The 26,016-nt window shown below is 48.4% G+C and carries 24 protein-coding genes and 1 riboswitch; of the genes, 10 read left to right on the top strand and 14 right to left on the bottom strand.

The window, feature by feature from the left end:
• Positions 1-128: 128 nt before the first annotated feature.
• Positions 129-1,187: an ABC transporter substrate-binding protein gene (locus BP95_RS0123315; RefSeq protein WP_021257242.1), complete on the bottom strand. Its 1,059-nt coding sequence runs from the start codon at positions 1,185-1,187 to the stop codon at positions 129-131.
• Positions 1,157-1,357 (bottom strand): hypothetical protein, encoded by a 201-nt coding sequence (locus tag BP95_RS0123310; RefSeq protein ID WP_021257243.1) that lies wholly within the window; start codon positions 1,355-1,357, stop codon positions 1,157-1,159. Before BP95_RS0123310 ends, BP95_RS0123315 begins: the two co-directional genes overlap by 31 nt.
• 195 nt (positions 1,358-1,552) lie before the next feature.
• Positions 1,553-1,666: riboswitch (TPP riboswitch) on the bottom strand.
• 336 nt (positions 1,667-2,002) lie between these two features.
• On the opposite strand from BP95_RS0123310, the gene BP95_RS0123305 reads away from it, so the two are divergent.
• On the top strand, positions 2,003-2,737 hold the full coding sequence (locus BP95_RS0123305; RefSeq protein ID WP_021257244.1) for a ZIP family metal transporter: 735 nt from the start codon (positions 2,003-2,005) through the stop codon (positions 2,735-2,737).
• A gap of 88 nt (positions 2,738-2,825) precedes the next feature.
• Here the strand turns inward: BP95_RS0123305 and BP95_RS34655 are convergent, their stop codons facing one another.
• Together BP95_RS34655 and BP95_RS31240 are read right to left on the bottom strand one after the other, a co-directional pair.
• A complete protein-coding gene (locus BP95_RS34655) occupies positions 2,826-2,978 on the bottom strand; it encodes a stalk domain-containing protein (RefSeq protein WP_442952339.1) in 153 nt (50 codons plus the stop codon).
• Entirely contained in the window at positions 2,906-4,192 is a 1,287-nt protein-coding gene (locus tag BP95_RS31240) for a beta-propeller fold lactonase family protein (protein ID WP_231515181.1), read from the bottom strand. Before BP95_RS31240 ends, BP95_RS34655 begins: the two co-directional genes overlap by 73 nt.
• Positions 4,193-4,295: 103 nt before the next feature.
• On the opposite strand from BP95_RS31240, the gene BP95_RS0123295 reads away from it, so the two are divergent.
• Both BP95_RS0123295 and BP95_RS0123290 read left to right on the top strand, forming a co-directional pair.
• Complete coding sequence (locus BP95_RS0123295) at positions 4,296-5,045, top strand: response regulator transcription factor (protein ID WP_081819963.1); 750 nt, start codon at positions 4,296-4,298, stop codon at positions 5,043-5,045.
• Positions 5,046-5,048: 3 nt separating this feature from the next.
• A complete protein-coding gene (locus BP95_RS0123290) occupies positions 5,049-6,110 on the top strand; it encodes a sensor histidine kinase (protein WP_021257247.1) in 1,062 nt (353 codons plus the stop codon).
• Positions 6,111-6,281: 171 nt separating this feature from the next.
• On the opposite strand, the gene BP95_RS0123285 is transcribed toward BP95_RS0123290, so the two are convergent.
• Positions 6,282-6,992, bottom strand: coding sequence for a queuosine precursor transporter (locus BP95_RS0123285; protein ID WP_021257248.1), 711 nt, complete (start codon positions 6,990-6,992; stop codon positions 6,282-6,284).
• A gap of 425 nt (positions 6,993-7,417) precedes the next feature.
• Here BP95_RS0123285 and BP95_RS0123280 point away from each other — a divergent pair, with 425 nt between their 5' ends.
• The 6 genes from BP95_RS0123280 (at position 7,418) to BP95_RS0123255 (ending at position 14,157) form a co-directional block, all read left to right on the top strand.
• Positions 7,418-7,927: an FMN-binding protein gene (locus BP95_RS0123280; protein WP_021257249.1), complete on the top strand. Its 510-nt coding sequence runs from the start codon at positions 7,418-7,420 to the stop codon at positions 7,925-7,927.
• A gap of 192 nt (positions 7,928-8,119) precedes the next feature.
• Entirely contained in the window at positions 8,120-9,991 is a 1,872-nt protein-coding gene (locus BP95_RS0123275; protein WP_028533364.1) for an FAD-dependent oxidoreductase, read from the top strand.
• Positions 9,992-10,088: 97 nt separating this feature from the next.
• Positions 10,089-10,541 carry a hypothetical protein gene (locus BP95_RS0123270; protein WP_021257251.1) on the top strand — a complete coding sequence of 151 codons (453 nt, stop codon included), beginning with the start codon at positions 10,089-10,091 and terminating at the stop codon, positions 10,539-10,541.
• Positions 10,528-11,523: a polyprenyl synthetase family protein gene (locus BP95_RS0123265; RefSeq protein ID WP_021257252.1), complete on the top strand. Its 996-nt coding sequence runs from the start codon at positions 10,528-10,530 to the stop codon at positions 11,521-11,523. The genes BP95_RS0123270 and BP95_RS0123265 overlap by 14 nt, the downstream gene beginning before the upstream one ends.
• A 180-nt stretch (positions 11,524-11,703) precedes the next feature.
• The gene (locus BP95_RS0123260; protein WP_021257253.1) at positions 11,704-12,231 is read left to right on the top strand and encodes a hypothetical protein; all 528 of its coding nucleotides are present in this window, start codon (positions 11,704-11,706) and stop codon (positions 12,229-12,231) included.
• Positions 12,232-12,666: 435 nt separating this feature from the next.
• Positions 12,667-14,157, top strand: a complete 1,491-nt coding sequence (locus BP95_RS0123255) for a peptide MFS transporter (RefSeq protein WP_021257254.1) — start codon at positions 12,667-12,669, stop codon at positions 14,155-14,157.
• A 556-nt stretch (positions 14,158-14,713) separates the two neighbouring features.
• Here the strand turns inward: BP95_RS0123255 and BP95_RS0123245 are convergent.
• The 8 genes from BP95_RS0123245 to BP95_RS0123205 form a co-directional block, all read right to left on the bottom strand.
• On the bottom strand, positions 14,714-14,980 hold the full coding sequence (locus BP95_RS0123245) for a hypothetical protein (protein ID WP_021257256.1): 267 nt from the start codon (positions 14,978-14,980) through the stop codon (positions 14,714-14,716).
• Between the two features lie 186 nt (positions 14,981-15,166).
• Positions 15,167-16,039 carry a UbiA-like polyprenyltransferase gene (locus BP95_RS0123235; RefSeq protein ID WP_028533362.1) on the bottom strand — a complete coding sequence of 291 codons (873 nt, stop codon included), beginning with the start codon at positions 16,037-16,039 and terminating at the stop codon, positions 15,167-15,169.
• 151 nt (positions 16,040-16,190) lie between these two features.
• Positions 16,191-17,483 carry an aspartate aminotransferase family protein gene (locus tag BP95_RS0123230; protein WP_021257258.1) on the bottom strand — a complete coding sequence of 431 codons (1,293 nt, stop codon included), beginning with the start codon at positions 17,481-17,483 and terminating at the stop codon, positions 16,191-16,193.
• A 312-nt stretch (positions 17,484-17,795) separates the two neighbouring features.
• Positions 17,796-19,769, bottom strand: coding sequence for a peptidase U32 family protein (locus BP95_RS0123225; protein ID WP_028533361.1), 1,974 nt, complete (start codon positions 19,767-19,769; stop codon positions 17,796-17,798).
• A gap of 208 nt (positions 19,770-19,977) precedes the next feature.
• Positions 19,978-20,769, bottom strand: a complete 792-nt coding sequence (locus tag BP95_RS0123220; protein WP_021257260.1) for an energy-coupling factor transporter transmembrane component T family protein — start codon at positions 20,767-20,769, stop codon at positions 19,978-19,980.
• Positions 20,770-20,773: 4 nt separating this feature from the next.
• Positions 20,774-21,712 carry an ATP-binding cassette domain-containing protein gene (locus BP95_RS31235; RefSeq protein ID WP_021257261.1) on the bottom strand — a complete coding sequence of 313 codons (939 nt, stop codon included), beginning with the start codon at positions 21,710-21,712 and terminating at the stop codon, positions 20,774-20,776.
• Positions 21,700-23,199, bottom strand: a complete 1,500-nt coding sequence (locus BP95_RS32115; RefSeq protein WP_028533360.1) for an energy-coupling factor transporter ATPase — start codon at positions 23,197-23,199, stop codon at positions 21,700-21,702. The genes BP95_RS31235 and BP95_RS32115 overlap by 13 nt, the downstream gene beginning before the upstream one ends.
• Positions 23,183-23,581 carry a NusG domain II-containing protein gene (locus BP95_RS0123205; RefSeq protein ID WP_021257263.1) on the bottom strand — a complete coding sequence of 133 codons (399 nt, stop codon included), beginning with the start codon at positions 23,579-23,581 and terminating at the stop codon, positions 23,183-23,185. The genes BP95_RS32115 and BP95_RS0123205 overlap by 17 nt, the downstream gene beginning before the upstream one ends.
• A gap of 265 nt (positions 23,582-23,846) precedes the next feature.
• Here BP95_RS0123205 and BP95_RS0123200 point away from each other — a divergent pair, with 265 nt between their 5' ends.
• Positions 23,847-24,926: an FAD:protein FMN transferase gene (locus BP95_RS0123200; protein WP_021257264.1), complete on the top strand. Its 1,080-nt coding sequence runs from the start codon at positions 23,847-23,849 to the stop codon at positions 24,924-24,926.
• Between the two features lie 176 nt (positions 24,927-25,102).
• Here BP95_RS0123200 and BP95_RS0123195 read toward each other — a convergent pair whose 3' ends face one another.
• A complete protein-coding gene (locus tag BP95_RS0123195) occupies positions 25,103-25,957 on the bottom strand; it encodes a DMT family transporter (RefSeq protein ID WP_021257265.1) in 855 nt (284 codons plus the stop codon).
• Between the last annotated feature and the right edge of the window lie 59 nt (positions 25,958-26,016).

Genomic DNA, 26,016 nt, shown 5'->3' with positions numbered 1-26,016 from the left:
ATGATCAACTTGTAACGGTCTTGGTGACGATTATCTCGTATCGATATCATGTAACGATATACACAGGTAACGATATACAGCAAAAGGGCGCATATGCGCCCATTGCCTATTCCTATAACCGTATAGGCTTATGAAGCTGGCAAGAAGTCATTCGTAAACGCCTTGTCTACATCAATGCTCTTATCCATTAATTTGTTCCCCACGAGCCAATTCATGTAATTTGCCCATACGTCACGCTTTTGCTCGCCCCAGCGAGGTGCATCGTCCTTATACTTCGGACTCAGCCATTTCTGGCTTGCGATAACCAGATCTTTGTTCAAATCCGGCACAGCTTTAAGCAGCAGGTTGGCTGCATCTTCTGGATTGTCAATCGCATATTGATAGCCCTTGGACGTAGCACGCATGAATGCCTTAATCAATTCAGGATCTTCCTTGATCAGCTTCTCGCTTGTCGAAAGAACCGGCGTATAATAGTCGAGTTCCTTCGCATATTGATTGACATACAGCATATCAATCGGCTCACCACGAAGCTCTGCTTCAATACCTGTCCAAGCATAAAAGATCCACGCGAAATCAATATCCTTCTTCACGGCTGTAAAGTAATCGGCATTGCCCATGTTGACGCTCTTCAGCTTGCTATAGTCGCCGCCGTCCTTTTCCATAATCGTGCGGATAATCATCTCCTCAACCGGAGAGCCCCAGCCGCCATACGTTTTGCCTTCAAAGTCCTTAGGTGACTTGATGTTCTTGTCCTTCGGCGCGGCAAAGCCTGATGTATTATGCTGAATGATCGCACCAATCGACACGATCGGAACATTTTGTTGTCGAGCCATCGTAATACTTTCCTGAACACTAACACCGAATTGCGCTTCTCCCGATGCGATCATCGCCTCTGATGCGCCAGTACTCGGCTGCAATATCTCAACATTCAGACCTTCTTCCTCATAGTAGCCCTTCTCCTTAGCGACATACAAGCCAGTATGGTTCGTATTCGGCGTCCAATCAAGCACAAGCTTAATGTCGCGTTTCTCCTTCGACTTATCCGTTCCTTGCTCCTGAGTCGTGTTCCCCTCTGCCTGGCTCCCTTGTCCTGCTTCTTGACCCTTGCCGCCGCAAGCAGCGAGCGCAAATGTCATCATGATAACGAGCGCCAGCATCAACCCTCGTGTAAAGCGTGTCCGTTGCATATGATGAATCCCCCTTCTCTTCCTTCCCTCACTAGTGGAGAGCCGATCATGAAATTAGAAAGTGCTTCGATAACGCCTGCCGCGTTCACCAGTTGGACGATCCGCTCGATCGTATATGTGTGGATGAGCAAGTTCCCGTCCCGCCGTCCTGCAACACGATTCAGATCCACAAAAAAAAGCGCCCCCTCTGGGACGCTTTGTGTGCCGTTCTACGCGTATATGCGAATGTGCATCATACGATGAATCACGTCAATAAGGTCATCCGGCATTCGTTCATCCGTACAGCAATTATGTCCATTCTGCCCAAAGCAGCGCACATTCATGCAAGCATGACGAATAATCAAGCAACCTAATTATAACAATAATGACGCGGTTCAACGTCTTTCCTACGCTGGCATTACCCAGATCAGGTGTAAGGGTCGGTATCTTAATGGGATACAATCTCAGCCGGCCAAATTCCAGCACCCCTAGCGTGCATATGCAGTTATCGAAGCTACCATATTACACGGGTAATTATAGTCCTCATCCATCAGAAAGTCCAGTGACAAACAGAAATTGCAAAGTGTCCGCTGATCATTGAGGCAATGCTTATATCTCCCATCAACTTCGTTATTCGTATGCTTTATGACAGCAGATTGCTCATATTCACTAGATTCCTGTCGAAAAAAGTTCCATGTGAAACAAGGGACAATATTCCATTTTAACCCAAATAATTACCTCATTGATTTCTTGGCGTAGAGGATGTCTGTATGATACGATCACCAAATATCAATTCAATTCGAATACCGGATTCGAGCAAGGGGATGAAGAGTAGTATGACAGAAGCGTTAATCGGCAGCACCATTTCCGCCTTATCCACAGGCATCGGGGCCATCCCGATCTTGTTCATGAGGAGCATGTCTCACCGTATGAGGGATATCCTTCTCGCCTATACAGCAGGGATCATGACAACAGCTTCAATGTTCAATCTTATCCCCGAAGCGCTTGCCAGCTCTAATGTGTTCGTGATTGCATTCGGCCTGCTGCTTGGCTGCTTCGTGCTGCTGTGGCTGGAGCATTCCCTGCCTCATATGGATTTGGAGAATCCGAATCAACGAATTCGCATCAATATCGAACAGAAATCATTCCTTATCATTGCGGCCATCACCCTTCATAATTTGCCGGAAGGCTTGTCTGTCGGCGTCAGTTATGCGAGCAGCAATGATACACTTGGGCCGTTAATCGCGTTTTCCATTGGATTGCAGAATGCACCAGAGGGCTTCCTCGTCGCCTTATTCCTCGTCAATCAGAACATCAATCGCTGGAAAGCGCTTGGCATCGCTACCTTAACAGGCGTCGTTGAGATTGTCACCAGCATGCTCGGATACACACTTAGCTCTTATGTGAGCAATCTGGTTCCATATGGGCTGTCCTTTGCAGCAGGGGCAATGATGTTCATTGTGTATAAAGAACTGATTCCTGAAAGTCATGGAGACGGACATCAGCGGTCGGCCACCGTCTCCTTCATTCTTGGCCTTATTACGATGATTGGATTGACAGACTGGTTCTAAACAATGATGCTTCAATCGTTTAATAGAACATGTTCATCAATCAAGCTCATGCAAGGGCTACCAATGGACTAGGCAGCGTTTTATATCATTACTTAACCGGCGTAATATTTGCTGTTCTGCTTGGATTATCCCACTTTACGCTGGCTCCCATGACTTTCGAAATAAAGCTTAACGGAACAAAGGTGCGTTCCCCGTTTTTTTCAACCGGACCATCGAGTTGGATCTGTTGATCACCTGCCAACGCGGTTTTACCTCCCACGTTAACTTGTTCCATTCCACTGTTGCACCCAAACCCTCTGAAACGAAACGTACAGGAACATAAATGATGTCGGCTTTGGATTTATAATAAGGATACTCTTCACTTTGAATCGGATTACCTTTAACATTGACCTTGACATCATAATAAATGTCATCTTTATCGCTTACAGTATCGAGAATCATACCAGCCTTCACATCCACTCGAGAAATAGAGAGATCGCGATTAAGGACAAAAGCAAAGTTTCCATCCTTGCTGAAGCTGATCGCTTGCCGGGGCTCTGAAAATCCTTTAATGATCCCGATGCTGCTGTTGTCGGAGGTGCTGATTATATTAATGGAGTTATCCAGCTTGTTGCTGGCAAAAAGGATCTTTCCATCAGGAGAAAGGGATGCGCCGTAAGGATCGCGCCCAACCTTTACCTCGCCAATGATTTTGCCTTGTGAGATGTCCACTATGGCAATACTATTACGCCCGCTGTTTGCCGCATACATGGTAGAGCCATCGGCGGATATTGAAATCGCTCGAATCTTCGAGAATCCGTGGATCTCATGGACGATTGCATTGGTTTTGACATCCACAACCGATACCTTGTCTCCCTTGAAGTTAGTAACAAACACATAACGACCGTCGGGAGATACTTTTATCCCTTGACGAGGTTGGGAGAATCCCGGAATGACAGCGGTCGTCTTATGCTGCCCGATATCAACAACCGTTACTGTACTTTTGGCTTCATTGTTGACATACATGGTATTTCCGTCCGCGGTGACATCAGTTCCAAATGCGCCTTGACCCACTGCAACCTCATCCTTCAATGCCAGGTCTTCCGTGTTGTAAAATCGCAGGGTGCCCAGTGTGCTATCCGAAACGACAAACTGCAAACCGCCGTTAATGAACATAATGTTTCTTGGTGTGACAAAGCCGCGGATCTCTTTACGCAAAGTTCCTTTGGCAAGATCATAGACTCGAATCCATGGCTGACGACTATCCGAGACAACCGCAGTTTGCTCGTCGGGACTTACGGCCAGTGAGTTATTGATAATCTCGCCGTCAAAGGGGCGGATTGCCGCAATGGTGTTGTTTCCTGAAGCCGAGATCGAAGCCAAATTGTTATCAGCAGCCAAAATAATGGCCGGTTGAATAACGGAAAGTACCATTCCGACAAAAAGTACAGGTTTTATCATTTTGTTTACCATCATTCACTCATCGCCTCTCTGAAAAGGTTTTGAGCCAACGTAAGACGGGGCTCTTGACCAATGTAACGGAGAATTGTAAAGATCATATAAAGAACACGAGAGCATCATGTCTGATAAAATGATAGCCGTGGAGGTGAATGTTCCGATGGATAAGCTGCAGCTTGAAGGTCCTATTCTGATTGCGGACGATGATGCTTCGCTCGTCTCGTTTTTGCAGGAATACTTTGGGGCACTGAACTGCCGAGTGCTTGCCGCGAGCGATGGGCAGCGAGCTGTTGAACTGGTGAAAACTAAGGCTCCATCTTTCATCATTCTGGATATTATGATGCCTTTCATGGATGGTACTACGGCATGCTGGGAAATACGCAAAATCAGCAGCGCGCCTATCGTCATGCTTACGGCTAAAATCGAGGAAGAGGACAAAATCCGGGGTTTGGAACGTGGAGCCGACGATTACTTGTGCAAACCGTTCAGCCCGCGAGAACTCGTCGCCCGGATGCAGGCAATTCTACGCCGGATGCGTACGTCGGAGCGGAAAGCTTCGGGGCTCATTTTGAACAATAACGCGAATTTGTTATACGAATCCGAAAGCCATCGGTTTTATTGGAAGAAAGCACCCCTGCAATTCACGTACCAGGAAGCTCAAATTGTCATCACCTTGCTCAAAATGCAAGGGAAAGTCTGTACCCGCGAGCATTTGCTGAACGTGCTGTATCCGCTGGGCGATAAAGATGTTGTCGACCGCATCGTGGATGTGCATATCGGCAATATCCGGCAAAAGATCCGTGATACTGATCCCGGATTCGATCTCATTGAAACCGTCCGGAGCATCGGCTACCGGTTAAAGGAAGGGTAAACGGTGAAAATCAAACTCATTTACAAGCTCCTTGCGATTAACGCGATAGTATTAATTTTGCTTGTAGCCGGAATCAGCATCGGATTTAGTCAGTACACGCTTCAACTAATAGAAGAAAACCGCTTAATGCTGTACCAAAATTTCCTCATGTTCCAATCGGCTACGGGGCGTTATCTTTTATATACCAGTCTAGCCATCATCCCCCTCTCCATTGGGATTAACTGGCTGTTCACCCGTTCGATCATCCGCCCCTTGTCCGGGATGCGGAAGCTGACTGAACGAGTCGCGAGCGGGGATTATACCGTGAGGGCAAAGATTCGATCGAACGACGAAATCGGCGATTTGGCTCGTTCATTCAACCAAATGGGCAAGGAACTTGAGAGGATCGAACAACTTCGAAGAAGCCTTGTGGCGGACGTAGCCCACGAGCTCAGAAATCCGCTATCTACGGTACGGGGCTATATGGAAGCGATGAAAGACGGCGTCCTCTCCGCAAAGCCCGAAACGCTCGATAAATGTTACCACGAAGTAGAGCGGCTCGTTTGTCTAGTGGAGGACATCCACCGTCTGGCTGTGGCGGAGAGCGATTTGAAAGCGGCCATTCCCTCAAATCCGGTCGATCTCCGATCCGTTGCCCAAGAAGCCGCTTCAAGGTATATGCCGAAATGGGAGGAAAAAGCAATTGTTTTTCAAGAGGATGTACCTTCCTCCCCGGTCTGCGTCATGATCGACAAAGTTCTCGCCCTACGCGTATTTGAGAATCTGTTCGACAACGCGATGCGCTATACGCCGAATGGTCATTCGGTTCATTTATCGATGCAAGCAAACGCTAAAATGCTCCGCGTGGAGGTTACGAATACTGGAGCGGAGATTGCACCTGAGCATCTGACGCTTTTGTTCGAACGTTTTTACCGGGTTGATCCTTCACGCTCGCGCACGTACGGTGGTGCGGGCATTGGGCTTTCGATCGTGCGCGACATCGTGGAACGGGCAGGCGGACGCGTTTGGGCAACGAGCGGGAATGGTTCCGTGACGATACATGCGGAACTGCCGGTTGATTCGTGATCATAAAAAAAATCCCTCAGGGAGCGAACCGCTCGGACAAACTCCCTATACAAAGACCCCAACACCATGATAGGCTCCCATCACTTGACAGGGAGAACTTCATATCGGTATCGGGGTCTTCATTTATTAAGAAAGCTAGAACCGGTTTACCAAGTCAACCATTGGCGCTCCCTACTTCGCTTGCTGCCCTTCCACATCTTCACGAACAGGGAAGCTTCTAGCCCAATATAGAACTGGTGTCGACAACACCGAGATGATGAGCTTAATGACATAAGTAGTAATAAAGATTTGGAACCATACATCCCAAGGCACCATGCCAGCAAACGCAATCGTACAAAATACGAGCGAATCCGCCATTTGGCTAATTCCTGTACTACCATTGCTTCGAATCCACAATTGACCTGCCTTCGGGTATCGTTCCTTCACCCAACTAAAGAGCTTCACATCTAAGAACTGACTGACGAAATACGCGGTCAAGCTTGCTACGACAAGGCGCGGCATCAAATCAAAAATATTCGACAGCGATGCTTGTGCCGTACGCGCCATATCAGAAGCCTCAGGCGTAAAGCGAAGAGCCATCTGCATAATAATCGTCGTCATAATCAACGTGAAGAACCCAAACCACACTGCGCGCTTCGCTTCCTTACGGCCGAACTTTTCATTCAACAGATCCGTTGTCAAGAACAGCGTTGCATTCGCCGTGTTGCCAAGCGTCATGACAATGCCGAACATCTCAATCGTCTTGCCAACTTGGATATTAGCGATGACCGTCATTACACCAATCCAAGCATATAGTCCCGACTTGCCAAATGCCCGGTAGCAAATCAAGAAGAAGGCAAAGTTCGCAAGGACGAACAAAATGCCCCAAGTAAAGTTGAACATATAATAAAATTCCTCCCTAGTTTTGATTACGCGGGATGGTTACGAACCGCGGCGCTTAGGCGCAAGCCATAACTTTACCATATGCATATCGTTCATGCCAATAGAAAAATATCACTGAACAGCGATGCAATTATCCCTTATATTAAGTGGAAGCAATTATTTTACATGGATGGATGAACGTTACCGATGCCCCTCTCGTATATTGTGAGCGATATGGAGGGAATATATTGTCATACATAGCCGCATCGTCAATGCGCAGCTAATAAACAGTCGTGGAAAAAGTTTGGTTTAGTTAAAGATTTACCCTTTATGTGTGACATATATCACATTAAATAGAGGGAGTTAATGTTAAAATGACATTGTAAATCGGTTAGTTATAATTTTCACAAAGTAATTTTGAACTAAAGAAAAGGTGGGGACTCTTTATGAAAAAGAAACTTGTACTGTTACTATCCGCAGTATTGGTAGTAGGTATGTTGGCTGGTTGTGGAGATAAGAAAGAAGAAGCTGCAAAACAACCTGAAACAAACACATCAACAGAAGCGAATAAAGACGCTGCTCAAGTAACATTGAAAGACGGCGACTTCCATGCAGAATCTCCTGATTTCGATGAGAAATCCGGTTGGAAAGAAACAATGGACATCACAGTTAAAGACGGCAAAATCACAGCTGTAAACTGGGATGGCGTTCATAAAGACGGCGGAGATTCCAAGAAAAAGCAATCTCAAGACGGCAAATACGGTATGAAAGCTGGCGGTGCTTCTTCTGAATGGCACGAGCAAGCTGAAAAAATGGAGCAAGAACTTATCGCTAAGCAAGATCCAGCTGCGATCGCTGTAAACAACGAAGGTAAAACAGACGCTGTATCCGGCGTATCCATCCACGTTGGCAGCTTCGTGAAACTTGCTCAAGAAGCACTGGCTAAAGCAAAGTAAGATAAGTCTACTCCTTCCTTGATCACATAGAGATAACACGGAAGCTCCGCAGTAGGAAAGCAAAATGGGCACAAGCAGCGTATGAATGCTTGAGAGCCATATATCGCTTTTTTATTCGCGGAGCTCCCTTGTTCGCATTAGATAGTTCAATTTTTAAATATTGACAAATAAGCATTACAACGGGGTGAAACCATGAAAGAGATCGTTGTATTGGGCGGCGGTTATGGTGGCGTACTGACAGCGAAAAAGCTGGCGAAGCGTCTGAAGAAAGACAAAGACATTCGCATTACGCTCATCGACCGTAAACCTTTCCATACGATGATGACGGAGCTGCACGAGGTTGCAGCATGCCGCGTCGAAGAAGAAGCAATCAAAATGGACCTGAAGCAAATCTTTGCAGGTCTGAAAGTAGACGTTGTGCTGGATGAGATCGAGAACATTGATTTCAACGGACAGAAGCTGCATGGCAGAAAGAAATCCTACAATTACGACCATCTTGTTATCGGTACAGGTTGTAAGCCATCCTTCTTCGGTATCGAGGGTGCAGAAGAGAATTCCTTCTCCCTCTGGTCGTTCGAGGATGCAGTTAAACTGAAACAACAAATTCGTCAAATGTTCATGGACGGGACGAAGATCTCAGATCCAGAGCTGCGCAAGCAAATGCTCACATTCGTCGTTGTTGGCGCCGGCTTCACTGGTGTCGAAATGGTCGGCGAATTGGCGGAATATCGCGAAGAGCTGTGCCATGAGTTCCATGTGGACGAGTCTGAGGTTCGCCTCGTCGTAGCAGATATGGCTCCGAAAATCCTGCCAATCCTGCCGCAAAAGCTCATTGACAAAGCGGACAAGTATCTCCGCAAAATGAAAGTTGAAATTATCACAGGTGCGAAGATTTCCGGCGTTACGCCGAATTCCGTTGTCCTTGGCGATAATGAAATCAAATCGAGCACGGTTATCTGGACTGCCGGTGTCGAAGGTTCTGACCTTGTAGGCAACCTCGATGTTCAGCAGCAAGGACGCAAGCGCATTTTGACAAATGACAAATTGCAGTCCGTTGATCACAAAAATGTGTATGTTGTCGGCGACAACATCTTCTATATTCCGGAAGGCGAAGAGCGTCCTGTACCGCAAATGGTTGAGAACGCCGAGCACTCTGCTGGTCTTATCGCACATAATATCGTGGCTGACTTGAAGAATGGCACACATAAGTCGTATAAGCCAACCTTCCACGGTACGATGGTATGTATCGGTGGACGCTACGGGGTAGCCGCTATCGGCACGCCGAAGAAAATGTTCCACTTCACTGGCTTCATGGCCATGTTCTTCAAGCATATGATTAATATTGTGTACTTCTTGCAAGTACTTGGCTTCCATAAGATCTGGTCTTACATGATGCACGAATTCTTCCATGTGAAGAATCGCCGCAGCTTCGTCGGTGGACATTTTGCTAAGCGTTCCCCGAATTTCTGGCTTGTTCCGCTTCGGATCTATATCGGTTTCATGTGGTTATCCCAAGGTTGGGAGAAGGCATCGAAATTGCTGAAGGATCCTTCGCAGATGTTCCTCATCCCGCCTAAGGCGATGGATGGTGTGACTGCAGCTTCTCAAGCGGTTGATGCAGTTCATACAACGGTTGACGCACAAACAGCAGCATCAGCTGTTGAAGGTGCAAGTACGGCTATCAAGGCGATTCCAGTGCCTGATTTCGTCAAGGGCATTGTCGATTGGTCGATGGATTTGATGTTCTATACAAACGATGGCGGCTATACAGCAATGGCTTACATCTTCCAAGGCTGCATGGTTGCAGCTGAGGTTATCTTCGGTATTATGTTGATCTTGGGCTTGTTCACAGCGATCGCATCGATCGGAACTGTTGCGATGGGCGTCATGATCTACACGTCCGGTATGGCTCCTTATGAAATGTTCTGGTACTTCTTCGGCGGCATCGCGCTTATCGGCGGTTCCGGCAGCACGTTCGGTCTGGACTACTACCTGTATCCACGCCTGAAGCGCATTTGGAAGAAGATTCCGTTTGTGAAGCGCTGGTACCTGTATACGGATTAATTGCTCAACAAGAATAGATGGTATGGTGTACTGGAAAAGTAATGTGTACTTCGTGTCACATTACTTTCCTTATTTCTGAGGGAAGCGGGGGGTTCCCATGAATCGGCAACTATTGAATCAAACAAGTGACCTTCTGGCACAGCATCTCCCGCCGATCACCGGCATTCAATTGGCGGCTGGAACGGATGAACATCTGCTGCTCGACATGGCTCGCATGCTGAATGCGTACGATATGCAGCAGCAGGAACGTCAAGTGCTGCTCGGCTGCTACTGGCTGCTTCGTCAAGCACTGCGTACACATCAACATGTTCCGCAGGATGAACAGCTCGCGGGCAAGGCTGTGTTGGACGGTGATTTCCTGCTCAGCCTGTACTATCAATTCGCCGTTCGCCACGGAATGACACAGCTCATTATAGACTTGGCAACGACGAACAAGCGCATCCAGATTCGCCGTGTCGAGGGCACTGCCTCGGATATGATGCTTCATCAACGAATGGGCCGTTTCGTGTCCACTCATTATAAGCAGGTGGCTTCCTATGGCATCATTTAACGGTACGCTGAGCGATCAGCTGAACATCTCCCTACGGCGAATTAATCGGGATTTGGAACGCGTTATTCTGCACGATCCGGATGTCCCCTCCCGATCCATTGTCGCGAAGAGCGTGTTGGATCTCATCCGTGCAGGAGGCAAGCGTCTTAGACCTATGATGACAATCGTAGGCAGCCGCTTCGGCACAGACGTGGAATCCGAAGATGTCTTCCGACTTGCCTCTGCTGCCGAGCTTATTCATGTAGCGTCACTTATTCACGACGACATCCTGGATCAGTCTGATACGCGCCGAGGCCAGCCAGCGCTGCACTGCAAGACAGGCATCTATGACGCGGTTCACATTGGCAACTACATTATGTGCCGTGTCATCGAATTGCTAACAGCTAGCGGCAAGGATCATGAGCCTTACGCACATGATCTGGCGTCGATTACAACGACGCAGCTGTGTCTAGGTGAATATCAGCAGATGGAGTTGAAATACAACTTCGACCTGTCGCTTGATGCGTATTGGGAGAAGACGCGCAACAAGACGGCACTCTTGATGGCAACTTGCCTGCAGCTAGGTGCGAAGGCAGCAGGCGCTGATGAACACGTAATCGATCAGTTGTATGCATTCGGCGATCAGCTCGGGATGGCATTCCAAGTCAGAGATGACATTCTCGACTTCACCCAATCTTCGGAATCACTCGGCAAGCCTGCTGGGGTCGATCTGCGAAACGGACATGCAACGCTGCCGGTCATTCTGGCCATGCGTGACGCATCGATCGCAGCGAAGATACATGAGTTGAAGGCAGATTCACCAGATGATGCATTCGACGAGGCAATTGCGCTTATTCATCGCAGTGGCACATTGGATGAAGCGCTCCAGATGAGTCATGAGTTCATGAAGCAGGCTTGGAATATAACGGAGCAGCTGTCTTCTTATCCTGCCCACCGGGATTTGAAGGCGTTGTGGCATTATTTCGAAGCCCGCACCTACTAATAATCTACGCGAAATGGCCGAATCCTTGTTCAAATAAGGGTTTGGCTATTTTTTTAGTATCAATTGTTTACAAATTGTACCGTTTACTCTTTTGTGCGTTAGGGCAAGGTGGTATTATAAATATGTACAGGCTGCTTGTCTGTCACTTACACCATAGATGAAGGAGGTTGAGGTACGACGATGAAGCCTCGCCAATTCGTAATAGAAGCAGTCATGCTGGCGGTCTATGGTCAACTGTCTGTGCCAACGCGTCCAGTCGAATATATAATTCCATACACGACGATACTCGAGCTGTACGAAATGCGTCTGGAAGGTGACCAGGTCATGCCTGATCCCGAGGAAGACGTATATGCCAAGCAGCAAATTGAGGAGCTCATCTCCTACTTCGAGAGCGAGCTGAACAAGAAGAAGATCGAACGTGCACTGACAGCCCCTTGGCGCCACAGTCCACCGCTTATTTTGCAGGGCAACGTATCCTGCATTGTCGTCAATGCGATGGATAACGCCCGCTATGGCGAGACATTTGACCCCGTCGAAACGGAACTTATCCTTACCGCTATACGTGAGCAGGCTCCCTTACTTACTGATCAGTTCGAATATGTAGATCGCCTGATTACGAACGAAATCCCGATTCCCATTTACGATATCGATGATTTTGAATATGCAATGGAGCACGAAGAAGTGTCCGGTGATTCCAGTACGAAATAACAAGAAACCTGCCCCTATTGTTAAGGAGGCGGGTTTCTTGTTTTATATGGCTCTTCAATTCGGAGCAAATGGCCACAGCATTTGAGAATATGAAGGGCTTAACCGTCCTGCTCACCTGTTCCACGATTTCTCTGAGTATCCGTTTCCCCCATACTCCAGGTATCTTCATCCCATTCCTACCTACATACACTTGCTTCTCTCTGCTCTGAAGCATATCCCAGCTACTCTCCAAAACACCCAATTAACAGCATCGAAAAAAGAGTGATGAATACCTCAGTCATGTGGAATAGTAATATTGGAAGAGGCATATTTATTTTTACTTATATTGCTATCTGTGGATGGTTGCTGTAAAACCACAACAAGTATTATAATTAATTTACACTCATTATTATACAATTCGCTGCAGCAGGATATCGACATCAAAGGAGAGTTGTTATGCCCAATTATGATAAGAAGAAGATAATAGAAAGTGTCCCACAACAAGGGTTTTTTGGACATCCTAAGGGCCTTTTCACCCTCTTTTTCACTGAGTTCTGGGAGCGATTTTCCTACTATGGGATGAGGGCTATCCTTGTATTCTTTATGTATTATGAGGTGACGCAGGGCGGACTTGGATTGCCGGAAGACATCGCGCTTGCCATCATGTCCATTTATGGATCACTCGTATATATGTCAGGAATCATTGGAGGTTGGTTGGCTGACCGAATATTCGGTACGTCGAAAGCGGTTTTTTATGGTGGAGTCTTGATTATGTGCGGGCATATCGTGCTGGCCATACCGGGAAATACCGCTCTTTTCTTTGTATCTATGATCTTGATTGTATTAGGTACAGGACTGTTGAAACCAAATGTATCCAGTTTAGTGGGGGATATTTATAAGGAAGAGGATAATCGCCGAGATGCGGGCTTCAGTATTTTTTATATGGGGATTAACCTAGGAAGCTTCCTCGCTCCTCTGGTTGTAGGAACAGTTGGGATGAATAATTTCCACCTTGGCTTCGGTCTTGCCGCTGTCGGGATGCTGCTAGGTCTAATTGTTTTCGTAGTAACTCGTCCTAAAAATTTGGGTATTGCCGGTACAGTCGTCGTTAACCCGCTGTCACCTGCCGAGAAGAAAAAGGTATTTACCATTCTTGGTGTAAGCATTGTTGTTCTCGCTGCTTTAATTACGATTGCGATACTATTAGGCGCACTTACGTTTGACACCTTTATCAAGCTTGTTGGCGTGTTGGGAATACTGATTCCAACCTTGTATTTCGTCGTGATGTACCGCAGTCCAAAAACAACGCCCGTTGAGCGTTCCCGAATCATTGCGTACATTCCTTTGTTTATTGCTGCGATTATGTTCTGGGCCATTCAGGAGCAAGGATCTACGATTCTAGCTAACTACGCGGACAAGCGTACCCAATTGGACTTCGCGGGTATTCATCTTTCACCGGCTTGGTTTCAATCGTTGAATCCACTATTCATCATCCTATTCGCACCTGTATTTGCGTGGCTGTGGGTTAAGCTCGGCAATCGCCAACCGACTGTACCGCAGAAGTTCTCTCTGGGCTTGCTGTTTGCTGGTCTGTCCTTCTTGATCATTTTGCTGCCGGCTTACTTTGGCGGTGCTGGTTCGCTCGTTAACCCATTGTGGCTCGTCCTCAGCTACTTCGTCGTTGTACTCGGAGAGTTGTGCTTGTCGCCAGTTGGCCTCTCGGCTACCACGAAGCTTGCACCTGCGGCCTTCTCGGCTCAGACCATGAGCTTATGGTTCCTGTCCAACGCCGCTGCTCAAGCCATTAACGCACAGATTGTGAAGTTCTATACGCCCGAGACTGAGATGCTATACTTCGGAGTTATTGGTGGAGTGGCCCTCGTGCTGAGTCTGGTGCTTTATTTGCTGTCACCTAAGATTCAGAGCTATATGAAGGGTGTTAAGTAAGCAGCTCAGTTCTTCATAAAGAGTTGCCTGCCGATTATTCCAACCACCAAAAAATCAGCAAACCTGCCTCTTAAGATAAAGGGGCGGGTTTTTTAATAGCTAATGTCCATTTTTTCAAATTAGAGTGACACAGCCTTTACTTACGCTGGATTTGGGAATCACGTAGCTTCCTACCTATACCTGACCATGGCTCTACCTATCCCTTTTACCACAAAGAAAAACAAAAAACATAATCACCCCAATAACCACATACGAGGTACACAAGATATAAAAAAGAACAGGATACTCCACTCTAAAACTAGGGCGCGCAACAATCACAATTATCCCGAAAAGCGACATAGTCACGTTTGATCTATTTATTCCGCGGAATCGAATAAGTCGCATTACAAGTAGTAAAAGTATGATAAAAGCCGAGGTAATAATAAGTCCATCCACAGTTGAATCCCCCTTTAATTAGGAGCATGTTAGGAAATACCCGTAAGATGGGAAATGGTTTATGAGGTACGCTGCATATTACATGCACTATCAACCCTTAGGTGTGGTGGGAGCAGAATATCTATACAAATAAAATACTTAATACGACGATTAGAAAAGAAGCAGCACCGGCTAATCTCGTAGGGTGGGTGAGCTTATAATTGTGGAAAGGTGCAATTCGATTAACAATAGCGAAGAATAACAACGTCCCAACAGATAGGAGCAAACCACCAATGAGCATATTGCCCATTGCATTTGCAATGCTGACCATTCGCTCCGAAAAAAGAACCCATAAATACCCTAGAAAAGCATAGATAATAACGGAGAGTGCGATTTCTTTCATCTTCATTTTCTAACGCCCCCTTTTACAAGAAACGTGTTCTTAACTGCTCATATTATCTCGATGTCCGCACGTTCCAAATATTTACTATTCATTGCAACTATTATAACAAACGTGTGCCGAATATGATCAAACTCAATAAAGAAAAACAGGAGCAATGTCATTGAGACAAAACTCCTGTTCTTATCCTAATTCTTATTTCAAGAAAAAATCAGCCATCGTACAGAACAGAATGGTCATGCTGATGACTTGATTCAAGTTGTACGACGCGACATTCATCCTTTTGCGGCTGGATGGCTTGATGATGTTGTGTTCCAGCATCAGCAATATGACCGCGATACCGATGCCGATTAAGTAAACGGTGCCTAGACCCCGAATGACGAACAGTACGAGCAGCAGCACGACCATGATCGTATGCAATGAACGCGCGATGAAGAGCGAGTCTTCGTAGCCGAAGATGCTCGGCACCGACCATAATCCGGTCTTGCGGTCGAACTCAATATCCTGCGTCGCATAGATGATATCGAATCCCGCAATCCACAGCATGACGATTGTGCCCAATATAAACGGCGTTACGGCAAACTTCCCAGTCACGGCGAACCAAGCACCAATAGGAGCTGATGCAATCGTAAAGCCCAAGTACAGGTGGCACAGCCAGGTGAACCGCTTCGTAAACGAGTACGAGCAGATAAGTACAATCGCCACAGGCGACAGCCATAGGCAGAGAGGGTTCAGCATCCATGCCGCTGCGATAAAGATCGCAAAGTTGATGATGACGAACAGCGTCACTTCACGCCCATGCAGCAGCTTCTGCGGCATATGCCTATGCGCCGTGCGCGGATTCGCTGCATCGAATGGCAAATCGGCCAAGCGATTGAACGCATTCGCTCCGTTGCGGGCTGCTACGAGCGCAATGAGCGACCAGAGCATGACATGGAAGGAGGGAACCCCTCCTGCTGCCCATACCATCGAGATAATGGCGAACGGCAGTGAGAACAGCGTATGGGAGAACATAACCAGTTCTCCGAACATGCGCGTTTTGCGAATAACCTTTTGAATAATAACCATAGCTTACATACACCCCATGAGTGTTCAAATATCTATATCTATTGTCCTTAACAGGCACAATTCCAACCTGCTAGATGCGATCATGTTGCCCTGCTAGGAGCTCTCTATTCAACAGAGTCAAATGGACGTTTCCGAATCGAGGCGAAGCAGCCTATTGAACCGCCTCCGCCAATACTGCGTCCAGTTCCTTCAGCATCCCCTCAATATCTTGCTCGTTCATCACGAGCGGCGGCTGGAAGGCTAGTACGTTGCGGCCAATGCCGTTTTTCCCAATAATATAGCCGCGATCCTTCATCGCTTCCAATACGTGATCCGTAAGTGCTGCGCTATCTTGTTCGTCTGTACCGTGCAGCTCCGCACCAAGCATCATGCCCTTGCCGCGTACATCAACGAGTACCGCATGCTTCGCCTGCAGTGCCTGCAAGCCTGACTTCAACTGATTCCCGAGCCGTTCTGCACGGCCTACCAAGTCTTCCTGCTCAATATAATCGAGTACAGCCAGCGCAGTAACAGAAGATACCGGATTTCCGCCAAATGTCGATGCCGACGCACGGTTGAAGCTTGCCGCGATCTCATCTGTTGTCGCAAATGCACCGATTGGCACACCGTTGCCTAGTGCTTTTGCCATCGAAATAATTTCTGGCACAACGCCGTAATGCTCCATGGCAAATATACGGCCTGTACGACCGAAGCCGGTTTGGATCTCGTCGGCTATCATCAATACGCCATGCTCCTCAAGAAGCGCCTTCACCTCGCGGAAATACCAATCTGGCGGTGCAATCATGCCTCCATTGCCTTGAATCGGTTCCACGAGCATCGCTGCAAATGTATCTCCCTTCTCCTCCAGCACCTGCTTCAGCGCCTCAATCGAGCGGCGTGCCGCCGTCTCATCGTCTGTCTCTGGATCGTATGGACGCGGGATGAAGGTCACTCCGCTGTCCAAATAATCATCAGCACGCCACATCGGGATGCCCGTTACGCCCATCGTCAGGAATGTGCGCCCGTGCAGGCCATACTCCAGCGCAATGAAATTGCGGCGCTTCGTATGCAGTCTAGCAAGCAGCATCGCACCTTCATTCGCTTCCGAGCCGCTGTTGCAGAAGAAAGTACGCTTCAGATCACCCGGCAGGACGCCGTTTGCGAGCCGCTCCGCCAAATCAACCATCGGCTGCGTCAAATAAATCGTCGTCGTATGCTGCAGCGTCTCCAGCTGCTTGATCGTCGCCCCAGTAATCGCCGGATTGCAGTGGCCGCTCGCCACGACTGATACCCCTGCGAAGAAATCAGTATATTGTGTGCCCTTCTCGTCATACAAATATTGCATCGATCCGCGTACAATTTGCGGAGGGTTGCGATAGAAATGATGCGTGCACGGGAAGAAATATTGCTTCCGCTTCTCTATGATACCTTCTGGTCCGATATATGTCGTTTGCTCCTTGCTCACGTCATTGCCACCCTTTCTCTTCTTGAACTGGAGAAACGGCAGACTGTAACTTGGCCATTCAAGTCAAGCCCTGCCGCTTCTTGTTCTCTCTACTCCATTACTGCCTTTATTCTCTTATTTATCCATCATTACTTTATCTCTATTCATGATGTCATGCGTACTTCCAACTCATTCGTTCATCCGAGATTAGGAAAGAGAAGAAGCGCATTCTCTACCACAGGTACAGAACCGATATAGAAAAACTATTTAGGACACCGTAATAGCAAAATAAGAAGCCTAAGCCCGCCGCTATAGATCTATTAAGAATGCAAACTAAGCATGAACTGGCTGCAAATCAATCGACAGCGCTTCGCCGAATTGCAGCGACCCTAGTGTGTAGCCTGCATATTCCGGCTTCATGCCGGCATACAATTCACCACAGAGCGACAAGTCCTGCAACGCTGTACGGTACGTGCCTACGATGCTGCGCAGCTGCTCAGTTGTGTACGACTTGCCCTCGATACGGAAGTGGTTCACGCCCGCTTCATGCAGTTCCTTCAAGAACGGCAAGTAACACAGTTCCTTGGCCAATGCCAAGTGGTTGCGTCCGCTCCAATCGCGGTACACCGGATTCTCGCCCTTGTCTGTCATCAGCACCAGGTGCTGATTGTCGACGTACTTGTTGTCCTCCTGCATGATCGGCTCTATCGCGACTGTATTTTCATACAGATCCAATTCCAGATACATGGCGATTGGCGAGCCGTGAACGATCATTTCGACAGGTACCTGCTCTGTCTCTTGCAGCAGGTTCGCCAGGTCGTTCAGCGGAAGCTCAAGTGATGCATGTACGCGCTCCAAACCGAAGTGTTCATGGTACAGCTTCGCCGACATATGATTATATACGTTTAGATTGAAATCGCCAACCATCGGTAGACCGATGTCACGGAACTTATGCATAGCTCCGATATTGGTGACGAGCAATCCATCAAGTCCATAGTGACCTCCAAGCAGGAAGTGATTGTACTGCTCCATATGCAGCTCATTCATCATACGAGGCATACCCAGAATGATTTGCGAAGACCCCTTCATCGCTGTCAACATCTCAATATCTTGGCGAGTGAACGGCACATCAGGCTGGAATACGTCTCCTGTCAAATAGACAATGTCTGCACCCGCTTCGAGCACCGTCTTCGCCTGCTCTGCATTGTTGACATGTACAGACAATTGCGGCTGCTTCATCTTCTCCGACTGACGAACTCCCGCCAAGGCATCACGAACCTGTTCCAGTCGCTCTGGCTTCACTTCACGCTCAGCCGTTGGTGTACTGAATACTTTACCTGTGCTATAAAATTTCCCCGTTCCCTCATAACGCGTGTTGATATAATCAAGCCCTGGCTTGCCGAACGCATAGGCCGTCGAGAAGTCCCGCTTGCGGTTCTCATACAGCGTGTCGCTGTTCTCCTTCCGATCATAGCCGAGCGGATCCGCAATGTAGCGATCGATTGCATCGCCATAGCTGTTCACAATCATCTTCAGGAACTCCAAATCCCGCATCCGTCCCTCTAGCTTGAATGAAGTAATGCCCGACTTGATCAGCTCTGGAATATGCTCATACATGTACATATCCTTCGCCGCAAGCGGATATTCCGTTGGATATACATTGCCGTCCTTCTTCACCCGGTAATCCCAGCGGCATGGCTTCATGCAGCGTCCACGATTCGCACTATTGCCATACAACATCGAGCTGTAGAAGCAGTTTGCACCATGCACCGTACACATATCCCCATGGACGAAATATTCAAACTCCATGCCTGTCTTCGCTTGCAGCAGCTCTGCGGTATGCAGATCCATCTCGCGGGATGCCACAACACGTGTAACGCCCATTTCCTTCAATGCCTCGATCATCTCTAAGTTGTGCACGTTCATCATAACTGAAGAGTGAACCGGTACATTCGATAAATTCATGTCTTGGATGAGTGGGAATACGGCCAAATCTTGCGCAATAATCGCATCTGGACCTACCTCGTTTAAGAACGACAGGTAACGCTTCGCTTCGTCCAGATCACCTTCATTGAGCAAGTTGTTCACAGTAATATAGGCGCGCTTGCCGCGTTCATGCGCCATGTTCACGGCTTCATGTACTTCTTCATAGCTAAGATTGTAGCCCTTGCGCATCATCCGCATGTTCAGAGACGGTCCCCCGAAGTATACAGCGTCGCAGTTCATATCAATGACAGCTTTGAAGATGTCAAACGTTCCGGCAGGTGCCAACAATTCAATTTCTTTCCCATTAAAATATCTAGCCACAGTCGCTCTCCCCCAAGTCCATTCGTTTCAAGTAGTAGTCACTTCTAAGGTATCGCCTTGCGTTCTTTCGAATAACCAAATATTTATATTCTAAATATAACATATTTAAACTGTTATTGTGACAATTTTCACAATATATACAATAAATACGCGCAATCCGCTGCCGCTCCTCTTTTTCTTAGAGGAAAGCAACGGATTGCGCACCGATCTACCATAGTAGAATAAGCACTAACATTCCAATAAATAACGCCATGAACCAGGTATCAGCCTGCTTCCATTGCAGTTGGCGCAGCGACGTACGCGGTGCATTCAATACATAGCCACGCGCCTCCATCGCCTGTACCAGTTCCTCCGCACGGCGGAAGGCACTCACGATGACTGGCACCATTAGTGTCATAACCAGCTTGCCCTTCTGCGTGAAGGACAAATCCGCGTAATCCGCTCCACGCGAAGCCTGCGCCTTCATTACCTTCTCCGCTTCCTCGAATATGGTTGGAATGAAGCGCAGCGATATCCCTATCATCATCGACCAGCGCTGCGGAGAGCCTCCTACGAATCGAATTGGCTTGAGTACGCGCTCAAGACCCAGATTCAGTTCAACGGGTGCTGTCGTAAACGTTAATATCGCAGTCAGCGTCACGAGCAGCGCCATTCTCCATACGGCATATGCCCCATAAGTAACGCCGCCTGTCGTAATCTTCAAGCCGCCTACTTGGACAAGTGCACTGCCGCTTGAATCAAATAGAAGATAGAAAATAAACATGAAGGCCATAATGAGCCACAGCGGCCGGGAGGCGCGGAAGTAGCGGTATAGCGAGATACGCGAGCTTATCATCATGAGCAGCGCGAACACCGTAAGCGCCGCAAGCTCAGCGAACTGCTCTGCAAGAATGACCGCGATTAGATAGATGACCATCGCAGTCAGCTTGGCGCGCGGATCAAGACGATGAATCCATGAATCGGCTGCCACGTAGCGGCCGAGCATCATTTTCGCCTGCATAAGGCTACTCCTCCTTCTCCTCCAATGAATCGGCCTGCTGCTCCAACTGCTTGCCTGCAAAATGTGATCTTCCTTCGAGCCCTACGCCTGCAATCGTGGCAGCGAGCCATTCCGTCCATCCCTCTACCGAGCAAGGAAGCTGATCCATTGGCACACCTGATCGCTCCATAACAAGTGCTGCTAGACGCATCGTTGCAGGCAGAAGAATTCCTGCCTCCTCTAGTCGTTCCGGCTGCGCCATGAGCTGCGAACGCGTGCCTTGAAAGGTTACTTGCCCATCCTTCATTAAGGCGAACGAATCTGCATAGGCAAACAGCTCATCCAGACGATGCGTTACCATAATGATCGTCTTGCCCTCTTCCTTACAGAGCTTATGCAGCAGCTCAATGAGCTCTGCTCTGCTCACCGGATCAAGGGTAGCCGTCGGCTCATCAAGTACGACAATCTCGGGATTCGAGGCGAGAACGGTCGCAATCGCTACCTTGCGAATCTGTCCGCCGCTTAGCTCAAATGGACTAATCTGCAGCAGCGATTCAGGCAGACCTACCTGCATCATTGCCCTGCGAGCGGATGCCTTCGCCTCCTCCTCGCTCTGTCCGAACTGCAAGGGGCCGAACAAGACATCCCGCTCCACCGTTTCCTCGAACAGCTGCTGCTCCGGAAATTGAAAGACAAGCCCAACACGGCGTCTAAGTTCCTTCAAGCCGCGCTCTGGCGTGCCTCCTTGGAAGGTGAACTCTAGTACCTTCAAGCTTCCAGAAGTCGGCTGCAAGATCCCGTTCAAATGCTGAAGCAAGGTTGACTTGCCCGAGCCGGTTGAACCGAGAAGCGCGATGAATTGTCCTTCATCGAACGTGACATTCAATCCATCTAGTGCGGGGACACCATGCGCCCCTTGCCCTTGATAGCGATACGTGACCCGTTCCGCAGTTATGATCGCCATAGTGCATTCACCAGCTCTCTCTCGTCATTCGTATCCGGCACGTCCATGCCTCTTGCTTGCAGCGCCTTCGCCAATTGGAGGGTAAATGGCGCCTGCAAGCGGCACTCCTTCATGAGTGCTTCGTCTGCGAACAGCTCAGATGGCGTTAGATCCGCCGCTATCGTTCCGTCCTTAACGACAATAACCCGATCCGAAGCGAGTATTTCCTCTGCATCATGCGTAACCGATAGAATCGTGTAGCGCCCAGACGCATGCAAGCTCTGAAGCTGAGCGGTCAGCTCCCGCTTCGAACGCTCATCCAGCATCGAGGTTGCTTCATCAAATATCAAAATGTCCGGATTCAGTACCATCATACCTGCGATCGCCACACGCTGCTTCTGTCCCCCCGACAGTTCCGCGGGATGCCGATCGAGCCATTCCCGCACACGGTACTCATCTGCTACCTGCTCAAGTCGGCGTTCCATGTCAGCAAGCGGCAGTTGGCGGTTCTCCATGCCGAACGCAATATCATCGCGCACCGTTATGGCGAAGAACTGATTGTCTGGGTTCTGGAACAGAAAGCCGACTTGGCGGCGAATATCTGCAACGCTCTCTTCATTGAGGTGCTCCCCGTTGACATAAATATGCCCAGCATGCGGAGTGAACAATCCATTGATAAGCTTCAACAGTGTCGACTTGCCCGAGCCGTTAGGCCCAATTACGGATACCCACTGCCCGCGCGGAACTTGAAGCGATATCCCATGGAATAAAGGAGAGCGGTGCGGATATTGGAAATGGATGTTCTCCATAAACACTGCATTTTCATATGCAGAACTGGCATGGGCAGTACCAACATCATTGGCAGTCCCCGCAACAGCAGTAGTAACATTAGCGGCACTATCTGCACTTGTCTCCTTGCCATGCGCCACCCCAATTTGTGGAGCAAGCGAGTCGAACAGCGGCAGCTTCGCCAGTGCTGCGACAATGTATTTCACTGCGATGCCGATAAAGATGCCTGTTACAACACCCGTAATAAGCAAGACCGGCAAGTAGTAGAAAATATTTGCCGTACCAAACACAATATACGCCGCAGTCAGCTGACCGGCGTTGTGCGCGGCGCCGCCTACGACGCTAATACCAATCAGGCTGACGTTATCGCGGCCAATTTTCAAGATGGCGTACATCACCATGAAGCTGAACAAAGATCCTAAGAAGCTGAATAGGAAGGCAGAGAAGGTCCCCAGCATGAGCGTCATGAGCAGTGTCTTCAAGATGACGAGCGTCAATGCGTCCCTTCCGTTCAAGAAGTATAAGCACGCCAAGATCATTACATTGGCTAATCCGAGCTTCGCCCCCGGGATAGGCAGAATCGTCTGCACCGGGAGCATGGCCTCTACGAAGCCGAGAACAACAGCAACAGCGCTGAAAATGGCGATAATGACCGCCTTCTTCAACGCTTCGGACTGTTTGGACACGGCAATACGATTCGTATTATTGTACGACGGCATCGATGTCACTCTCCTGGCCAGCATCGCCCTCGCTGAACAGCTCGACAAGCACGCGATGAGGCAAGCATACGATTGTATCATTCGGTCTTGATACGAAGCCGAACGACAGGCACACCTTGTCGGAGCAATCGGCATCAATCATTTCGATCCCCTTATCATGCACCTTCAATAGGTTGAAGCCATGATCGGTTTCGACGCGAATAGTTTGTTCTTCCTCGGTTAATTCCACTTGTTTATAAGGTTTCCCATCTACAGAAATATGAGCGACCACCTTGGAATTGTGCAAATTTTCACTTTCGTTTTGAAAGAACCACTTCGGCACAAGAAATGCGAGCGCCGCGACAATAATGACTCCGATGAGAATCAGATCTCCACGTTTCATCTTGTTGACTCCTCGGGTTACATTTTAATTTTGAAGCTATTTTTATTATACCTCTTCGTGAAAGAAGGTTCAATGTTCGTCCATGTCATAACCGTGAACTTCAGCGGAATATGCACGTGATAGTCTGCATTTCTGTGATATGCTTGGTTTGCAACTTTTTGGGGAACTGCTATAATAAAATGCTTGGTTACGAGCCTATTTCCTTAATACAAGGATGTTCAAATCCTGTCTATTTCATTACACATATATATGGAGGAATCGCCTTATGATACGTTCACGCAGCCTGCTTCGCAGTGCCATCGTTCTGTTCTCTGCTTGCGCCCTTATTTTGAGTGGTTGCGGCAGCAGTAAAGATGCATCTGGAACGAGCGATACTGCAAGCCAGAAATCCGCCATTAAGCAGCAATCCTACTTTATTTTTGATACGATCGTTACCGTCAAGATTTATGATGAGCGAGCGAATCAAAAACAATTCAAAGATATCGAGAACCTGTTAAAAGAAATCGACTCCCGTCTGAACCGTACGAAGGACACGAGCGAACTGGCCAAGATCCATGCTGCATCCGGCAAGCAAGCTGTCGCGGTTACGCCGGAATCCTATGATCTGATTGCCAAGTCGCTCGATTACGCGAAGCGTACCGAAGGGCGATTCGATCCAACCGTCGGCCCAATCGTGGACTTATGGAATATTGGCCATGAGAATGCGAAAGTGCCGGATGCGAAGAAACTCGCAGAAACCTTGAAGCTGGTTGATTATAAGGATGTTACGCTCAACCCGGACAAGCATGAAATTAAGCTGAACCGTGAAGGCATGGAGCTGGATATGGGCAGCATCGGCAAAGGCTACGCTGCAGACCGTATTGCTGACTACTTGCGCACGAACGGCTTCCCTAGCGCCATTATTGACCTTGGCGGCAATATTTTTGCCGTTGGACCGAAGCCTGGCGGTTCCGACTGGACCATTGGCGTCCAAGACCCGGATGAATCTCGCGGCAACCAAATCGGCAAGATGAGGGTAACTGATAAGACGATTGTTACATCAGGTGTCTATGAGCGTTACTTTGTGGAGAACGGCAAACACTACCACCACATTCTTGACCCAGCTAACGGGTATCCGGTTGACAATGGTCTTAGCAGTGTAACGATTGTGACGAACAACTCGACGGATGCCGATGCGTTGTCTACCTCTTTATTCGCACTCGGTGTAGAGAAGGGATTGAAGTTCGTCGAGGCAGATCCGAATATTGAAGCCATCTTCATCACTACGGATCATAAGGTGTACGTTACATCAGGCATTAAGAAAATTTTCGAGCTGACGAACGATAAATATAAGATTGTGAATTAACACGAGAGTCCTCGTGAACATAGAGCGCCCGCTGTCTCAACTGACCTGCTGCATACAGACGATCATTGAGGGCGGGCGCTTTTTTTTGCTTATATATTACATTCACTCATTCAAATGCAAATGGGTCGCAAGCAAGTCGCACTGAACAACGAACCGGAAGATTCCTGCTATCCACGCTATCCCCACATGCTGATCAAGGCCATACCGGCTGCTACGACCCCCGAAGTCGCAATTCTCGTCCAGCCCTGCTGTTCCTTCAACACAACGATGCCGAGCAATGTCCCGATCACAATGCTGAATTCACGAATGGGCGCCAAGTGTGCAAGCGGACCAAGCGTCATCGCGAACAAGAACAGCAAGTAGGAGCCTGGAGAGACGACGGAGCCAAGTACAATCGTGCGCCAATTGATGCGCCATTCCTCGCGCAGCCGCTTCGTTCTCAGGACAGAAGGCGCTAAAAATAGGAGTGCACCTAAGTTCGAAATTTGAATCAGACCCAAGGGGCTGAAGAACTGCACCACCATCTTATCCGTCAGCGTATAGCTGGCCGTACACAATCCTACCGTCGTCGTAATTGCCAAGGTAAGCCACCATGTCCTGTCACGCGGCTCCTTCGAGGAGAACATGCCGCTAAGTGCGAACAAACCTCCAACAATGAGCAGCCAGCCGAGCCAGCCAACAAGAGACAGGCTCTCTTGGTATAGCACCACACTAACAATTGGCACAATGAGTGCGGCCGTTCCACGCATCATCGGGTATACCTTGGACAGATCCCCAATCTGATAGGCCTTGGATACGAGCCAGAGGTATATCCCTTGCAGCAGTAAGGACACGACAAGCAGCAAGCCATTCGTCCAAGTCCAGTGCATGATCACAAGATCATGGATAAAGAATGGCATGAACACGACGGTTGCCAACCCATGTAAGCAAAATAAAAAGGATTCCTTATGAATGCTCCGCTTCGCGAACATATTCCAAGCTGCATGCGCGAAGGCTGAAGCAATAACTAGTAGGAGGGCGTATATAGCCAATCTAGCATCTCCTTTGCAGCAGATATCTTCCATCATCCGATTTCACATCGTATAAAAGG

It is taken from the genome of Paenibacillus sp. UNC217MF (genome assembly GCF_000686865.1).
Lineage (GTDB): Bacteria > Bacillota > Bacilli > Paenibacillales > Paenibacillaceae > Paenibacillus_B > Paenibacillus_B suaedae.
This window is presented reverse-complemented; position numbering and strand designations above follow the sequence as displayed.

Bases quoted from the DNA above. Each gene is read 5' to 3' on its own strand.
- BP95_RS0123255 (WP_021257254.1), top strand. From the start codon at position 12,667: ATGCCCAATTATGATAAGAAGAAGATAATAGAAAGTGTCCCACAACAA.
- BP95_RS0123235 (WP_028533362.1), bottom strand. From the start codon at position 16,039: ATGGTTATTATTCAAAAGGTTATTCGCAAAACGCGCATGTTCGGAGAA.
- BP95_RS0123275 (WP_028533364.1), top strand. From the start codon at position 8,120: ATGAAAGAGATCGTTGTATTGGGCGGCGGTTATGGTGGCGTACTGACA.
- BP95_RS0123265 (WP_021257252.1), top strand. From the start codon at position 10,528: ATGGCATCATTTAACGGTACGCTGAGCGATCAGCTGAACATCTCCCTA.
- BP95_RS0123315 (WP_021257242.1), bottom strand. From the start codon at position 1,187: ATGCAACGGACACGCTTTACACGAGGGTTGATGCTGGCGCTCGTTATC.
- BP95_RS0123200 (WP_021257264.1), top strand. From the start codon at position 23,847: ATGATACGTTCACGCAGCCTGCTTCGCAGTGCCATCGTTCTGTTCTCT.
- BP95_RS32115 (WP_028533360.1), bottom strand. From the start codon at position 23,199: ATGCCGTCGTACAATAATACGAATCGTATTGCCGTGTCCAAACAGTCC.
- BP95_RS0123280 (WP_021257249.1), top strand. From the start codon at position 7,418: ATGAAAAAGAAACTTGTACTGTTACTATCCGCAGTATTGGTAGTAGGT.
- BP95_RS31240 (WP_231515181.1), bottom strand. From the start codon at position 4,192: ATGATGGTAAACAAAATGATAAAACCTGTACTTTTTGTCGGAATGGTA.
- BP95_RS31235 (WP_021257261.1), bottom strand. From the start codon at position 21,712: ATGGCGATCATAACTGCGGAACGGGTCACGTATCGCTATCAAGGGCAA.
- BP95_RS0123305 (WP_021257244.1), top strand. From the start codon at position 2,003: ATGACAGAAGCGTTAATCGGCAGCACCATTTCCGCCTTATCCACAGGC.
- BP95_RS0123270 (WP_021257251.1), top strand. From the start codon at position 10,089: ATGAATCGGCAACTATTGAATCAAACAAGTGACCTTCTGGCACAGCAT.
- BP95_RS0123220 (WP_021257260.1), bottom strand. From the start codon at position 20,769: ATGCAGGCGAAAATGATGCTCGGCCGCTACGTGGCAGCCGATTCATGG.
- BP95_RS0123295 (WP_081819963.1), top strand. From the start codon at position 4,296: ATGTCTGATAAAATGATAGCCGTGGAGGTGAATGTTCCGATGGATAAG.
- BP95_RS0123205 (WP_021257263.1), bottom strand. From the start codon at position 23,581: ATGAAACGTGGAGATCTGATTCTCATCGGAGTCATTATTGTCGCGGCG.
- BP95_RS0123285 (WP_021257248.1), bottom strand. From the start codon at position 6,992: ATGTTCAACTTTACTTGGGGCATTTTGTTCGTCCTTGCGAACTTTGCC.
- BP95_RS0123245 (WP_021257256.1), bottom strand. From the start codon at position 14,980: ATGAAGATGAAAGAAATCGCACTCTCCGTTATTATCTATGCTTTTCTA.
- BP95_RS0123260 (WP_021257253.1), top strand. From the start codon at position 11,704: ATGAAGCCTCGCCAATTCGTAATAGAAGCAGTCATGCTGGCGGTCTAT.